At 37.2% G+C, this 13,712-nt stretch carries 15 protein-coding genes; 6 read left to right on the top strand and 9 right to left on the bottom strand.

Annotated elements, in window-relative coordinates; all coding sequences use genetic code 11:
• Positions 1-76 precede the first annotated feature (76 nt).
• The 5 genes from AC0L6O_RS19820 to AC0L6O_RS19800 all read left to right on the top strand — a co-directional run bounded on the left by AC0L6O_RS19820 (position 77) and on the right by AC0L6O_RS19800 (position 5,983).
• Positions 77-1,294, top strand: a complete 1,218-nt coding sequence (locus AC0L6O_RS19820) for a NupC/NupG family nucleoside CNT transporter (RefSeq protein WP_473304844.1) — start codon at positions 77-79, stop codon at positions 1,292-1,294.
• Between the two features lie 264 nt (positions 1,295-1,558).
• A complete protein-coding gene (locus AC0L6O_RS19815) occupies positions 1,559-2,764 on the top strand; it encodes a serpin family protein (RefSeq protein WP_473304842.1) in 1,206 nt (401 codons plus the stop codon).
• Positions 2,761-3,186, top strand: coding sequence for a hypothetical protein (locus AC0L6O_RS19810; RefSeq protein ID WP_473304841.1), 426 nt, complete (start codon positions 2,761-2,763; stop codon positions 3,184-3,186). The genes AC0L6O_RS19815 and AC0L6O_RS19810 overlap by 4 nt, the downstream gene beginning before the upstream one ends.
• A gap of 84 nt (positions 3,187-3,270) precedes the next feature.
• Complete coding sequence (gene guaB, locus AC0L6O_RS19805; RefSeq protein ID WP_473304840.1) at positions 3,271-4,737, top strand: IMP dehydrogenase; 1,467 nt, start codon at positions 3,271-3,273, stop codon at positions 4,735-4,737.
• 67 nt (positions 4,738-4,804) lie between these two features.
• Entirely contained in the window at positions 4,805-5,983 is a 1,179-nt protein-coding gene (locus AC0L6O_RS19800; RefSeq protein ID WP_473304838.1) for an MFS transporter, read from the top strand.
• Here AC0L6O_RS19800 and AC0L6O_RS19795 read toward each other — a convergent pair.
• The 5 genes from AC0L6O_RS19795 to AC0L6O_RS19775 all read right to left on the bottom strand — a co-directional run bounded on the left by AC0L6O_RS19795 (position 5,980) and on the right by AC0L6O_RS19775 (position 9,472).
• Positions 5,980-6,492: a DinB family protein gene (locus AC0L6O_RS19795; protein WP_473304837.1), complete on the bottom strand. Its 513-nt coding sequence runs from the start codon at positions 6,490-6,492 to the stop codon at positions 5,980-5,982. The two genes, AC0L6O_RS19800 and AC0L6O_RS19795, sit on opposite strands and share 4 nt — an antisense overlap.
• Positions 6,434-7,366 (bottom strand): alpha/beta hydrolase family protein, encoded by a 933-nt coding sequence (locus AC0L6O_RS19790; protein WP_473304836.1) that lies wholly within the window; start codon positions 7,364-7,366, stop codon positions 6,434-6,436. Before AC0L6O_RS19790 ends, AC0L6O_RS19795 begins: the two co-directional genes overlap by 59 nt.
• A 27-nt stretch (positions 7,367-7,393) precedes the next feature.
• Complete coding sequence (locus AC0L6O_RS19785; RefSeq protein WP_473304834.1) at positions 7,394-7,951, bottom strand: TetR/AcrR family transcriptional regulator; 558 nt, start codon at positions 7,949-7,951, stop codon at positions 7,394-7,396.
• 109 nt (positions 7,952-8,060) lie between these two features.
• Positions 8,061-8,729, bottom strand: coding sequence for an SGNH/GDSL hydrolase family protein (locus AC0L6O_RS19780; protein ID WP_473304833.1), 669 nt, complete (start codon positions 8,727-8,729; stop codon positions 8,061-8,063).
• Between the two features lie 14 nt (positions 8,730-8,743).
• Positions 8,744-9,472, bottom strand: a complete 729-nt coding sequence (locus tag AC0L6O_RS19775) for a DUF6503 family protein (RefSeq protein ID WP_473304831.1) — start codon at positions 9,470-9,472, stop codon at positions 8,744-8,746.
• Between the two features lie 156 nt (positions 9,473-9,628).
• Between AC0L6O_RS19775 and pnuC the strand changes: the two genes are divergently transcribed.
• Complete coding sequence (gene pnuC / locus AC0L6O_RS19770) at positions 9,629-10,291, top strand: nicotinamide riboside transporter PnuC (RefSeq protein ID WP_473304829.1); 663 nt, start codon at positions 9,629-9,631, stop codon at positions 10,289-10,291.
• Here the strand turns inward: pnuC and AC0L6O_RS19765 are convergent.
• The 4 genes from AC0L6O_RS19765 to AC0L6O_RS19750 all read right to left on the bottom strand — a co-directional run bounded on the left by AC0L6O_RS19765 (position 10,288) and on the right by AC0L6O_RS19750 (position 13,617).
• Complete coding sequence (locus AC0L6O_RS19765; RefSeq protein ID WP_473304828.1) at positions 10,288-10,740, bottom strand: hypothetical protein; 453 nt, start codon at positions 10,738-10,740, stop codon at positions 10,288-10,290. The two genes, pnuC and AC0L6O_RS19765, sit on opposite strands and share 4 nt — an antisense overlap.
• Positions 10,741-10,851: 111 nt before the next feature.
• Positions 10,852-11,304, bottom strand: a complete 453-nt coding sequence (locus AC0L6O_RS19760; RefSeq protein ID WP_473304826.1) for a hypothetical protein — start codon at positions 11,302-11,304, stop codon at positions 10,852-10,854.
• Between the two features lie 489 nt (positions 11,305-11,793).
• Complete coding sequence (locus AC0L6O_RS19755) at positions 11,794-12,867, bottom strand: TIGR03032 family protein (protein WP_473304825.1); 1,074 nt, start codon at positions 12,865-12,867, stop codon at positions 11,794-11,796.
• Between the two features lie 3 nt (positions 12,868-12,870).
• Complete coding sequence (locus tag AC0L6O_RS19750; protein WP_473304823.1) at positions 12,871-13,617, bottom strand: glycosyltransferase family 2 protein; 747 nt, start codon at positions 13,615-13,617, stop codon at positions 12,871-12,873.
• Positions 13,618-13,712 lie beyond the last annotated feature (95 nt).

The raw sequence follows: 13,712 nt of genomic DNA, 5'->3' as shown, positions 1-13,712 counted from the left end.
TAAAATCGAACGAAAGTAAAACTATATGGTCTAAAATCCCTTATTTTGAGACAATTTTCAAACCAAACTCCTTTTAATGGAACGTTTTACTGGCCTTTTAGGTATAGTTGTCTTGCTCGGAATTGCATTTTTGATGAGCAATAATAAGAAAAAAATTAATATTAAGCTGGTTCTGTGGGGTTTAGGCTTGCAGTTGGGTTTTGCACTTTTGATACTCAAAACGCCAATAGGTTTACCTTTCTTTAAATTCTTCGATGTGCTTATAGGTAAGCTACTTTCTTATTCTGACGCTGGTGGCGATTTTCTTTTTAAATCTTTTGTTAGTGGAATTGTAGATACGCCAAACTTGAATTTTGCCATTCGAGTGTTACCTACCGTTATCTTTTTCTCTGCTTTGGTTTCTTTGTTTTATCACTTAGGCATAATGCAACGTGTGGTTAAGGCTATAGCTTGGGTGGTACAAAAAACTATGGGAACAAGTGGCTCTGAAACACTCAGCGTGGCAGGAAGTATTTTTGTAGGTCAAACTGAGGCTCCTTTATTAGTTAAGCCTTTTATAAGCAAAATGACTAAGTCGGAGCTTATGACTATCATGGTGGCAGGGTTTGCTACCATAGCGGGTGGCGTAATGGCTATTTATGTAAAAATGTTGGAAGATATTCCTGGTATTGCAGGTCATTTAATGGCGGCATCTATCATGAATGCTCCAGCAGCAGTTATTGTGGCCAAAATCATGTTTCCTGAAACAGAAGAATCTGAGACTAAAAACTCTTTAGATATTAATGTAGAAACCAGTTCTGGTAACGTGGTGGAAGCCGTAGGAGATGGGGCGGTAGATGGTTTGAAGTTAGCTGCGAATATAGGAGCCATGCTTATTGCGGTGGTCGCTATAGTAGCTATGCTAGACGGAATGCTGGGTTATGCTAATACTTCATTGGCAGAAATTCTTGGTGTAGCATTTAAACCATTAGCATGGACTATGGGTGTGCCATGGTCAGAAGCTAGTACAGTAGGTGGTCTTTTAGGGGAGAAAATAGTTTTGACAGAGCTTATCGCTTATGCCGATTTAAGAACAATTATGGCAGATGGTCAGCTTTCTCAGCGTTCTTCTATCATTGCTAGTTACGCACTTTGTGGCTTTGCAAATTTTGCATCCATCGGAATACAATTAGGAGGTATTGGAGGTATTGCACCAGAGAGAAAGAAAGATATAGCCAAGTTGGCTACCAAAGCCATGATAGGTGGTGCTATCGCATCAAACTTGACAGCGTGTATTGCAGGAATTTTAATTTGATTTAAATTTTTCAATAAAATATTTAAACCTTTCCAACCATTACTAAACCTTCGGGGTCTTAGTTATTGAAAAGGGTTTTAGGGTTAAAAAGGTTGAGGGAACGCTTCACAGCAATTCCGTTCAACCTTTTTTGTTTTTAAGACAGGTCAACGCTTCTGTTGAATGACTGCCAATCCACTTTATTCTGTGCCATAGGCAACCTTTTTAGCCCCTCGTTCATTTAATTAATATCAAACTAGATATTACATTTAGACAACGCATATTATGAAAAATACTTTTTTAACCATACTCTTAGGAGTTATTTTTTTGATGAATAGCTGTACCGTTAATAGCCCTTCGCCACAAGGTGTTGATGTCACTTTAGATGCCGAATTTTCAAAAAGAACTACAAGCTTTGCTTTCGACTTTCTTAAAGAATTGGAGAAAGAAGAGGTGAACGAAACTTTCTTTGTTTCCCCATTAAGTCTTCACATGGCATTAGGGATGCTCTTGAATGGAGCTGATAATCAGTCAAAAGAAGAATTGATTAAGACTTTGAACCTAGAAGGTTTGGATATGGATCTTATCAATGCCAGTTATCTAGAGTTAATAGACAAACTACCAAATGTAGACCCTTTGGTAACAAATGAATTAGCTAATTCTCTTTGGCAGCGAAACGGTTTTGATGTAGAGGCCGACTTTAAAGCTGTTTTGAAAGATTATTTTAAGGCAGAACTTTACGAAGAAAACTTTGATCAAGGGACTCTTACAAAAATAAATCAGTGGGCAAGCGATAATACGCATGCCAAGATTACAAAGGTTTTAGAAGAGATATCACAAGACCAGGTGCTGTTCTTAATGAATGCTCTTTATTTCAAAGGAGATTGGGCAAACCAGTTTGACAAGGATAAAACATTTGAAGACAGCTTCAATGGAAAGAGTGGTCTGTCAAAGGTAGATATGATGGCTAATCTTGACACTTTTGCCTATGCAGATATGGGAAGCTTTAAGGCTGTTGATTTACCTTACGGAAATCAGAAATATGGCATGCGAGTATTACTTCCAAAAGAAAATGATGTCTCTGCTTTGTTGAATAGCTTAGATGAAGATGTTTGGAAAGGAATAGATGAGAAGATGTATGTTCAGAAGATAGACTTGAAGCTTCCAAAGTTTAAAATGGAATACGAGAAAAAGCTTAACGATGTTTTGAAAAACATGGGAATGCCTTCGTTGTTCTCGGGAGCTGCAGATTTGTCAAAAATCACTGCTCCAGCTGGTAAGATTAAGGTAGGTTTTGTAAAGCAAAACTCTTTTGTGGCTGTGGACGAAGAAGGAACAGAGGCTGCTGCTGTTACTACCATTGGTATTGAACTTACTTCGGTGCCATCGTACCCTTCTTTTTATGTTAATAAGCCTTTCTTGTTTTTCATTTATGAAAAAGGGTCTGGAACTATTCAGTTTGCTGGTAAAATATTAGACATAGAGAAATGAGACATTTAATTATAATTTTAGTTTTTGCCATGTTTGGCAACGCTTGTACTACTGAAAATGATTGTTGTGTAGCACCACCAGCACTGTCTGAATTTCAGGGTGAATGGAAATTAGTGAAGATAGTGAATGGATTTGCCCAGATAGAAATGGAGGGTGATGAAATAGGTTTTGAAGAGTCACTTGTGATAGACGCAGCTGCTGAAACTTTTACAAGAAAAAGAGAAGGCATGCCAGAAGAAAAATCAAGGCTAGCTGTACGAAAAGAAGGAGGGCAGGACGCTTTGGTGCTTTTAGATGAGGATATGTACCACTGGTACCATTTTGAGGAGTTAGGTGGTGTTTACCATCTAGTTCTTTATCAAAAAAGCTATTTAGATAGCTATTTGGCAGACGGTTCTTCGTATTATTATTTGCATCAATAATATAAACTTTCTGTGTGAAGTATTTAATGTCAATTATTCTCCATAGCTTTGCGTGGCAAATAAGAGATATTTAATTATTTGCTGATGATAAACTCCTCCAAGCTTCTTTTCGAAGCACTTACCTACGACGACGTACTACTTGTTCCAGCTTATTCTGAGGTTCTTCCAAGGGATACCAGCACGGTCACTAAACTTTCAAGAAACATTTCTCTCAACATTCCTTTGCTTTCTGCAGCCATGGATACGGTTACAGAATTTGAGATGGCAGTGGCCGTAGCTCAAGAAGGTGGAATGGGAATTATTCACAAAAATATGAGCATAGCTGCCCAAGCTGAGCAAGTAAGAAAAGTGAAGCGTTCTGAAAGTGGGATGATTATTGACCCAATTACTGTAAAGAAAGGAGCTCTTTTAGGAGATGCTCTTAAACTAATGCAGGATTTTAAAGTGGGCGGTATTCCTGTAATTACAGAAGACAATACCCTTTACGGGATTGTGACTAATAGAGATTTAAGATTCCAGACGGATATGTATAAGCCGATAGAATCTGTGATGACTAAGGATAACCTAATCACGGCTTCTTTAGGTGCTTCTTTAGAAGAGGCAGAGCAGATTTTGATGGAGTATAAGATTGAGAAACTTCCGATTGTAGATAAAGACTACAAACTGGTAGGACTTATTACTTATAAAGATATTCTAAAGAAAAAAGACAGGCCTAATGCTGCCAAAGATAGTTTTGGTAGATTATTAGTAGGTGCCGCAGTAGGGGTCACACATGATATAGAAGAAAGAGTAGCTGCCTTAGTTAAAGCTGGTGTAGACTGTGTGAGTATTGATACAGCTCATGGCCATTCAAAAGGAGTTATAGAAACACTTTCTAGAGTTAAAAAGGCTTTCCCTTCTATTGATGTTATTTGTGGAAACATAGCCACTGGCGAAGCTGCCAAAGCCTTGGTAGATGCAGGTGCTGACGCCATAAAAGTAGGTGTAGGCCCTGGAAGTATCTGTACCACTAGAATCATTGCAGGAATAGGAATGCCGCAACTGTCGGCCGTTTATGAGTCTGCCAAGGCCATTGCTGGTTCTGGTGTACCAATCATTGCTGATGGAGGAATTAGATTCTCTGGAGATGTGGTAAAAGCATTAGCTGGTGGAGCAAGTTCGGTTATGATAGGTTCACTTTTAGCAGGAACTGATGAAGCTCCTGGTGAAATGGTGATTTTTGAAGGACGTAAGTTCAAAACATACCGTGGAATGGGTTCTGTAGAAGCTATGGAAGATGGCTCTAAAGACCGTTATTTCCAAGATGCCGAGGCCGATGTTAAGAAACTAGTACCTGAAGGAATTGTAGGTAGAGTAGCTTATAAAGGAAAAGCTGGCGAAGTGCTTTATCAAATGGCAGGAGGATTGAAAGCTGGTATGGGTTATGTAGGTGCTAGCAATATGGAGGAATTGCAGCAAGCCAAATTTGTTAAAATTACATCATCAGGAATAGCCGAAAGTCACCCACATGATGTACAAGTAACCAGAGAGGCCCCGAATTACTCTAGATAGAACAAGAATACGAATTGATATATCAGGGGATAGCTTTAGAGTTATCCCCTGTTTGTTTTTAAAAGAAATGATAGCAGAAGAAACTAAAATATTTACCCCCCAATACTTACTTCTTTGTTTGAGTTCGTTTTTGTTTTTTTCCAGTTTTAATATGCTTATTCCTGAACTGCCCGATTATTTGAGCAGCATGGGCGGAGAAGACTATAAAGGCTTAATTATTGGCGTGTTTACCGTCACTGCTGGCCTTTCTAGGCCCTTTAGTGGAAAGCTTACTGATAAATGGGGGCGAATACCTGTGATGGTGGTAGGTGCGGCAGTTTGCGTAATTTGTGGTTTTATATACCCTTGGGCTAATACCATTTTTTTCTTCCTGTTACTCCGGTTTCTCCATGGTTTTTCTACTGGATTTAAACCTACAGGAACCGCGGCCTTTATTGCTGATATAGTACCTATTACTAGAAGAGGAGAAGCCATGGGTATTTATGGTTTTGTTACCAGTACCGGAATGGCTTTTGGCCCATATTTAGGGAGTTTAGTGGCTGCAAATTTCTCTCTCAATACGCTTTTTTATACCTCTTCTGTTTTTGCATTTCTTTCTGTAGCTATTCTTTTTTCCATGAAAGAAACGCTTCCAGAAGATAAAAGAGAGCCCTTCTCTTTTAAAATGTTTAAAATGAAACGAGCCGACATCTTTCACCCAGATTTGTGGCCTGTGGCAGTGACCGTATTTTTGACATCATTTTCTTTTGGAACTATTATTACCCTAACACCAGATTTAAGCAAGATAGTGGGTGTGGAGAATAAAGGTCTTTTCTTTTTGATATTCACACTGGCGTCGCTCTTTACTAGAATTTTAGGCGGGAAAATTTCTGATAAAAAAGGACGAGTAAATGTCTTGATTTTTGGAGCAGTAGTTTTGGTAATGGCTATGGGTGTTACGTCCATTACTTCACATTATTATTTCTTTATAGCTGGCGGTGTTTTGTTTGGTACTTCTTGGGGCTTGATTTCACCCTCTTATCAAGCCTGGACTATTGATTTATGTTCTGAAGAAACACGTGGTAGGGCGGTGGCTACCATGTATATTTCATTAGAGGTAGGCATAGGTTTGGGGGCAGTGCTACCCATGTTTTTATATGATAACAAACCAGACCAAATAGGTTATGCTTTTCAGCTTTGCATGTTTATAGCTGCATTGTCGGTGGCATTTTTAATATGGTATAAAAGGAAATACAAAGTGGCTTAGTTTATAGACACGCTTATAGCTTTTTGATGGTGTCTTATATGAAAGGTGAAAAATTGGTACATTTCTCTAATTGATAATTTTCCGAGAACTGGCTGAGGTAGCCTAAGAGTACTTAGTTGCCATTCTGGCAGCTGATCTACTAAATCAATTACCTCTCTATGAACTTTAAGGAATTGTTCTATTTCAAAGTCCAAAGAACTGTTTTCATGCATTCTTGGCTCAAAACCCGTTACTGCAGGAAATTCGGCGTTTCCGTAAGCTTTTTTAATCCACTCAGTGTCTCTTTGTGCCTTTAAATTTAGGCCAAACTTTAAAACGAGAGCAAGCTTAGGTGCTCTCAAGGCTTTCTTAAATATTTTGGCACTCAATTTCAAATGTGCCATGTTTTGGGCGGCAGACCATTTGTTGTTTTTTTGAGCATAAAACTGTTCAGAATTTAAATGGCTTAAGTCACTTATGACTGAGTCTAGCGTTTTCTGAAAGTCCTGCTTGATTTCTAGTTTGTTCATAAAATTCTTCAATTTGATTAAAGGCTATTGGCCAAAGAGTGTTTAGTTTTCTTCTACGAAAGAAATTGAAATGTCCAATAGCTTTTAGTCCATAGTCATCTGGTTTCAGCCATTTGAAGTTGACAGGCGTCTCAGTTTTGACGTGACGCCATAAATTTTCTACATTTTTCTCGGTACATATATCATCATCCGTGGCAGTTAAGACAGTTATAGGGAAATTAAAAACTTTTTGGTTTTGTAGCTCTGGAACGTCTTTGGCATTGCTAGGATGATAAAAGTAGTCAGGGTATTTACACCATCGTTTCCAAGTATTTGTAACGCTCTTTGGCATGTCTTCCATTAAACCGAAAGGCTTTAGCTTGGAATAACCATAGATCAAATGAACAATGGGGGCTATTATGTCGAAGAATAGTGTTGACCGAAATTTACTGCCCGATGGCATATCTCCTCTAAAACCGGATGAGGTGCCTATGCAAACCATTCCATCAACTTTATCGATATTTGGAAGAAATGGGATTAATTGACCACCCACGCTATGAGAGACGAAGAATAGGGGCAAGTTTGGATATTTCTTTTTTAAGAAGTCAACACCGGCTGCCATGTCTTTTCTAGCCCAATCTAGTATGTCGTAATTACAGTTTTTAAGACCTTCTTTGGGCTGTGAGTCACATATACCACGGTAATCATATAATAAGCAGGCATATTCTTTCTCACCAAAATAGGTTGCTAGAGCTCGGTAAAATTCTTTGGGGACCGCAGTGGCGGAATTGAACTGTATCAATGCTTTTGGTTTCTCAGGAGCTAATAAAATTCCTGAAATTTTAAGACCATCTGAGGTCGGAATAAAGACTTTATGTTTTTCTATAGGAACCAAACTTTCGTTGTTTTTATGGGTAATTTTTTATTTCATTTTTGAAAGTGTTCTTACAAAAACATCTTTCAAGTATTGGTCTGTTTCATAAAGCTGGCTAAACATCACAGCTCCTTCAAATTCCATAACTGATTGCTCTGCTAATCTGCCTGCTGTGCCTTCAGGATACTCTTCCATATAAATTGTTTTCATGGCATTTTTCCAGGCATCAAAAATAGCTTTGAGTGTATCTTTGAAAATTACCGTTTGGGCTGCTACTTCCAATGTGGTGTTTCCAACAATACAGCCACCTTCTTGAGAAAGTAATGCCTTTCCAAGCTTTAGGAGCATCTTTTCCATTTTACCTCTGGGAGATAGGCCCGTTTCTGTAGCTATGGAGAATACGGCGTATTCAAGATAGCTTTGAACGGTTTTTAAAACCTCGCTCATCAAAATTTCTTTGGAAGCAAAATAATGGTAGAAGCTGCCTTTTTGTAAGCCACAAGCGGTGGCTAAATCACTCATGGAAGTGTTGTAATAACCGTTTTTTCGAAACACAGTTAATGCTGTTTGAATTATTTCCTCTTTGTTGGTTTTTGTTAAAGGCATAGTCAAAGTTAATAGAAATATTGAATATACCAAACGAACGTTTAGTAAGGTTGGCTAAAAAAAGAGACCAACAAGCAATTGTTGGCCTCTCATAAAAAAGGAGGTACTCCTATTTGATTACTGCTGCCCACATTTTATCAGCAACAAATCTATTTCCTGTTGCGTTTAAATGAACTCTGTCTGTAGTTAAAATACCACGGTCTTTATTCTCAGTGTTATTCTTAAGATTATAGGCCAAGAAGTCTTTTCTTAGGTCTATCACTTCGCAATTGTTTATTTCTGCTAAGCCTCGAATGATTTTAGAGTATTCATTGAGGTCGCCATCTTGCTGGTTACTATGGTCTGTTTTTTCTCCAATAGCCGCAGGAGTACACAGAAGAACTTTAATGTTTTGCTTTTGAAGCTTTTCAATTACGGCTTGGTAAAACTTTTCAAACTTATCTGCATCTGTTCCTGTACCATGACTGGCTTTATGCCAAACATCATTTACACCAACAAAAAGAACAACTACATCTGGGCTTTTAGCTAATACATCGGCCTCCATTCTAAGATATAAATCGTAGATTTTATTTCCACCAATTCCTGCACCTACTAGTTCATATTTGTCTGCAAGTTCTTTTGATTTGAGGTCATCTTGCATTAAAGTAATGTAACCACCTTCGCGTACACCCGCTTGGGTAATAGAATCACCGAAGAAAATAATTTTTATAGGTTTAGACTGAAAAGAAGTGGCCATAAAAAATAGGAGAGAGAGCGATAGAAGTTTTAAATATTTCATTGGTAAGGGTATGTTTAAGGCACTAAAGATATGTTTTCGTTTTTGATTTTCGAAAGAAAAGGGAGTGTGCCTTTTTCATAATCTATTATGAGTTGGTCCAAATCATAATTTTGGTCTTCGTATCCATAGTTATTATAGTCCTGAAAAAAGAAATTACCCACCTTTTGACGATTTATGGCTTCTCTAAACCGAACGCCACCACCACTCGTTTCGTAAGAGTACGCTAGGTAGTCCATTGTTTTTGAGTTTGCGTTTATCCAAAACTTGTAAATGTCTTGATGGTCTTCTCCTCCACCATTTTCATCAAACCATACCCTTATTTGGTGATAATTTTGACCTTTTATCATCACTTCTTTTTCGTAAGCTTTATTTACCGCTGGGTCGTTTAAACCATATGGCAAAAAGAAAAAGTATGCTACAGAGTTAACCGAGTTTTCATATTTGTAAGCTGTAGTATCGGCTAGTGAAACTGGGGAGTTATTTATCAATCGCTGAAAGGAGTTGTTTTTAAGCACATCGGTAATGGAATTACCCAAGCTGTCTTTCTGTGTTCGCTGATAAGTGTAATCACCCTTATTTCTCTCAAACTCATAGTCGATTCCTCTAAAAGTGAAGGCTGTATGAATATTTTGAAAGGCAGAGCCTCCTTGAATTTCAATGGCATCATCAATAATTTCTTGTTCTTTCTTGATACAGGAAACAAGACTGCTGGCTATGAAAAGAGAAAAGAGAATTTTATACATATGATTTATCTGTTTTACTGACACAAACGATTTCTAGATTGACTAGGTTTCTTTTCGTGTCATAGAAAAGTTGACAGCAAGGTGAAATTTCGAACTTTTTTATAAAAAATAGGTCTGATTGATGTCAGTTTCCGTTGCATAAAGCATATTTGTGGTATGCAAAATCTGTTGGACGTAAATAATACCCTTTTTACTGTTTTAGGCTATGATATGAGCCTCATAGAATTGGTGGCTACCATTTCAGGAGGGATAGCGGTTTGGTTGTCGACCAAAGAAAATGTGTGGAGTTGGATTATTGGTTTGATAAACGTGGTATTAGCGTTTTTTATGTTTTTCCAGATTCAGCTTTACCCTGATATGTTTTTGCAAATATTTTTCTTTGTTACAAATATTATAGGCTTTTGGCAGTGGAAATTCCCTAAAGCAAGTGAAGCTAATGCAATAAATGAGTTAAAAATCACAAAATTGAGTGTTCGAAATTTTGCTCTTCTATCTGCCCTGGGTGTGGTAGGTACGCTTATAATGGGTACTTTTTCAAGTAATTTGCATGAAATAGCTCCTAAGGTATTTAGTATTCCAAGTGCTTTCCCTTATATGGATTCTTTTACCACAGTAATGAGTATAGTAGCCACGTTTATGCTGATTAGAAAGAAAGTAGAAGCATGGTGGATATGGCTTGTGGTTGACATTATAGCCACCTACATGTATTACATCAAAGACGTGAAATTATATTCACTTCTATATTTCGTTTTCGTAATTATTGCAGCCTTTGGAGCTATGGAATGGACAAAACGTTATTTAAAGCAGCAGGAAGCTTAGTCTATTCTTTCAAGTTTATATGAATTGTCATGCAAAACACGATCCCCTTCAATGCCTTCCCAACTCATAAGGTCACTTGTTGGGAAGTCTACTGTTACGGTACTGGTATCCCCCTCTGAAATAAGCATAAGTATGGAATCCTCAACAGAGAGCCACTCCCAAGTCACATTCTGGTAGCACTCTTCATTATTGTCGTTTGGGTTTAGCGGGTATTGATAATTATAGCACCACTCTACGCTACCGCCGGTCATAAATTCCATGGATAAGAAATAGAAATGGTCATCCGCTTCTTCGATAGCATTTTTACCATCTATATCGATTATTTTCCAGTCACCTATAATCAAATCTATAGGTGTTACTTTATCTTCTTTTTCTTTACAAGCTTGATTAGTTAATAGGCCAAGAACAGCGGCAGAAGTACCAATTTTCAATAAAGTATTATTTTTCATACTTCTTCTCTAATGGTAGATGTTAGTTTTCCAATAGTTGTTTTTTGAATAGATTTTGTAATTAATAATCAAAAACAGCTAAGGTTGATGGAGCTATTTGATGACGTAACTTTAGTCTATTCTTTCAAATTTTATTGAATCGAAATCATGGCTTTCTTCAATAGTGCTCCAATTCATTAAATCATCAGTAGGAAAGTCTACTTTTGCAGTGCTGACTTCATCGTCCGATGTAAATTTAATTATAGCATCTTCCGTGGAGACCCACTCCCAGTTGGTGTGTGCGTACTGATAACAAGATTTATTGTTTTCGCTAGGATTTAGAGGGTATTCATAGTGATAGCACATCTGTATACCACCGTCAGTCATAAATTCCATGGAAAGGAAGTATACATAATCATCGCTTTCTTCGACATATTGGTCGCCATTAACTTCTACAAGTTTCCAGTCGCCTATGATCAAATCTACAGGTGCTATTTCATCTTCTTTTTCTTTACAAGCTTGATTAGTTAATAGACCAAGGACTGCGGCAGAAGTACCGACTTTTAATAGAACATTATTTTTCATATTTGTTTTTCTCAGTAGATACTAGCCTTGCCAATAGTTGTGGTTTTATTTTTTATTAAATGTCTTTCGCTGTCAAGTTACTAATTATTTTTTTTCAAAAAAAAGTCTATCGAGGTTAAAAGTAGGCAACGGCACATATAGGAGTTAATAAGGATTCGTTTAGTCGATTTTTTCTAGCAACATTATTTTTTTAGCCCCTTTGCCTTCAAATTCTTCCCAATTAAGTACGTTCCAAGTCATTTGGTCACTAAAAATAAATTCTACTGCAATATTTCTTGCGGTAAGTTCGTCGTTTGTGTTAAGATTAAGTAAATCGTCTTCTACGGCAACCCACTCCCAGGTCCAATAGTCTGGAGGTTCACAGTTTTTTTATTTTTACTTGTGTCTAATGGATATTCATAATTCCTTTCTCATTACAAGTTTGATTGGTAAATAGGCCAAGAACTGTGGCCGAAGTTGCAATTTTAATGAAAAAACGGTTTTCCATTTTTATTCTTTTTTCGACTTTGGCTTTAGCCAATAGTTGTGGTTCTCATTTATGGATACGCATTTGTCTTGAAGAGGGTCTTCGTTTGTCAAAATACCAATTGAATTTGTATTGTTCAGAAATTTCAAACCAAAAATCTCAACAATTTTGTCAGTGTAGAATAAACTTGCTTTTGATTTTCCTGATTTTCTGTCAACAATCTCAATTCCACATTTCGTTTCATTTTCTGCTATAGGGAGTTTTCCAAAAGTCTTAGAGCTGCTTCGGATTTTAGACATCGAAACAAAAATATATTCTTCGGTAACTTCCAAACCTCTTACAAAACCTTTAAATTTCTTTAGACACTTAACCTCTTTAGTTTTAAGGTTATAAACACATAGCTCGCCCGTAGCAGATTGTAAAAAATATATTGATTCATTGAAATAGACGGGCGAATGGGGCATACCTAAATTATCCAAGAGTACCTTATTGTCTTTTATATCCATTAATATGCCACTATTAACAGATGAAGCTCTCCAACCATTTGGCTCGTCGGAGCTGGCAAACATCGTTACATATCGAGGTTTTTGGTCTCTAAGAGCGAGCCCGTTCAGGTGACATTTGTCGTCAGGAGATAATGAGGTGATAAATGGAGGTCGCCAGTATTCTTCAAAATGATAAGAGTCGCTAGTCTTAGATATGATAGAGAACAGTGTGTTGACAAAATAGAGCTCATTCTCTCCATAAACCATTTCGTGGGTGTCAACAATTCCAGTTTTAAAAGTAACTCTTGGTAAATATAAATGCTCAAAAAGATTTGGTGACGGAGGGAAAGTTTTGGCTAAGTTTTTATTGTCATGAAAAACGGTAATTTCCGATTTTTCGGCAATAGCCATCTTCTTTAAATCCTTAGAAAAAGCCATACCCATTGGGCGTTTCATGGCTCTAGCAAACTTCCTTAGTGTTTTACCATCTTTAGAGCTTAGGATAATTGTTTTTCCGGCCTGGTATGTTGTGAAAATTAATGAAGAGTTTGTTTTGTGTAGAATTTCGGGAAAAGTTTTTGAATAAAAGTAGAATGAATCCTTTTCTGTCATATTTTAGTTGGGTTTGAGTATTTTCCAATTGAAAAGACCTTTTTTGGTTAAAAAGTAATAAAGAGACACTTTTAAAACACCTAGGCCGTATTTAGAGCTTCTAGCAAAGTTGATAGAAGAAGCTTCGTCAAAGTATTTGGTAGGGCAGGTTACTTCAGCTATTTCATATCCTTTCCAGAAAATTTGGGCTATAATCTCATTGTCAAAAATGAAGTCATCGTCACATTTTTCAAAGTCAATGTTGTTCAGTACTTCTGCCGAGTACGCTCTGTATCCGGTATGATATTCAGATAGTTTTTGACCTAAAAGGATGTTTTGGGTCAATGTTAAGAACCTGTTCGCAATGTATTTGTAAACAGGCATCCCACCGTTTAATGCTCCTTTTCCTAAAATTCTTGAACCAAAAACCACAGGGTATAAACCTTCACCAATGATTGATGTCATGGCTTTGATGAGTTTTGGGGTATATTGATAATCTGGGTGAACCATGATGATTATTTCACCTCCTAGTTCAAGGGCTTTGCGATAGCATGTTTTTTGATTACCGCCATAGCCTTTATTTTTTTCATGGCTAATCACATGCTTTATACCTAGTTTTTGAGCTACTTTGACAGTCTCGTCAGGACTAGCGTCATCCACTAAAATCACCTCATCTACCACATCCATAGGGATTTCTGCAAAAGTTTTTTCGATAGTTTGAGCTGCTTTATAGGCGGGCATTACCACCACTACTTTCTTACTATTATACATCTATGGCTCCCATATGGTTTGGTCTTCAGAAAATCATATTTCATGCCAAAGTAGTATATTTTTGAAGATAATGATGCATTTTTGCAGCTTGATTC

Source organism: Arcticibacterium sp. GJ41-1 (assembly GCF_055808875.1).
This window is presented reverse-complemented; position numbering and strand designations above follow the sequence as displayed.

Bases quoted from the DNA above. Each gene is read 5' to 3' on its own strand.
- AC0L6O_RS19780 (WP_473304833.1), bottom strand. From the start codon at position 8,729: ATGAAATATTTAAAACTTCTATCGCTCTCTCTCCTATTTTTTATGGCC.
- guaB (WP_473304840.1), top strand. From the start codon at position 3,271: ATGATAAACTCCTCCAAGCTTCTTTTCGAAGCACTTACCTACGACGAC.
- AC0L6O_RS19810 (WP_473304841.1), top strand. From the start codon at position 2,761: ATGAGACATTTAATTATAATTTTAGTTTTTGCCATGTTTGGCAACGCT.
- AC0L6O_RS19785 (WP_473304834.1), bottom strand. From the start codon at position 7,951: ATGCCTTTAACAAAAACCAACAAAGAGGAAATAATTCAAACAGCATTA.
- AC0L6O_RS19800 (WP_473304838.1), top strand. From the start codon at position 4,805: ATGATAGCAGAAGAAACTAAAATATTTACCCCCCAATACTTACTTCTT.
- AC0L6O_RS19820 (WP_473304844.1), top strand. From the start codon at position 77: ATGGAACGTTTTACTGGCCTTTTAGGTATAGTTGTCTTGCTCGGAATT.
- AC0L6O_RS19815 (WP_473304842.1), top strand. From the start codon at position 1,559: ATGAAAAATACTTTTTTAACCATACTCTTAGGAGTTATTTTTTTGATG.
- AC0L6O_RS19765 (WP_473304828.1), bottom strand. From the start codon at position 10,740: ATGAAAAATAATACTTTATTGAAAATTGGTACTTCTGCCGCTGTTCTT.
- AC0L6O_RS19775 (WP_473304831.1), bottom strand. From the start codon at position 9,472: ATGTATAAAATTCTCTTTTCTCTTTTCATAGCCAGCAGTCTTGTTTCC.
- AC0L6O_RS19755 (WP_473304825.1), bottom strand. From the start codon at position 12,867: ATGACAGAAAAGGATTCATTCTACTTTTATTCAAAAACTTTTCCCGAA.
- AC0L6O_RS19760 (WP_473304826.1), bottom strand. From the start codon at position 11,304: ATGAAAAATAATGTTCTATTAAAAGTCGGTACTTCTGCCGCAGTCCTT.
- pnuC (WP_473304829.1), top strand. From the start codon at position 9,629: ATGCAAAATCTGTTGGACGTAAATAATACCCTTTTTACTGTTTTAGGC.
- AC0L6O_RS19795 (WP_473304837.1), bottom strand. From the start codon at position 6,492: ATGAACAAACTAGAAATCAAGCAGGACTTTCAGAAAACGCTAGACTCA.
- AC0L6O_RS19750 (WP_473304823.1), bottom strand. From the start codon at position 13,617: ATGTATAATAGTAAGAAAGTAGTGGTGGTAATGCCCGCCTATAAAGCA.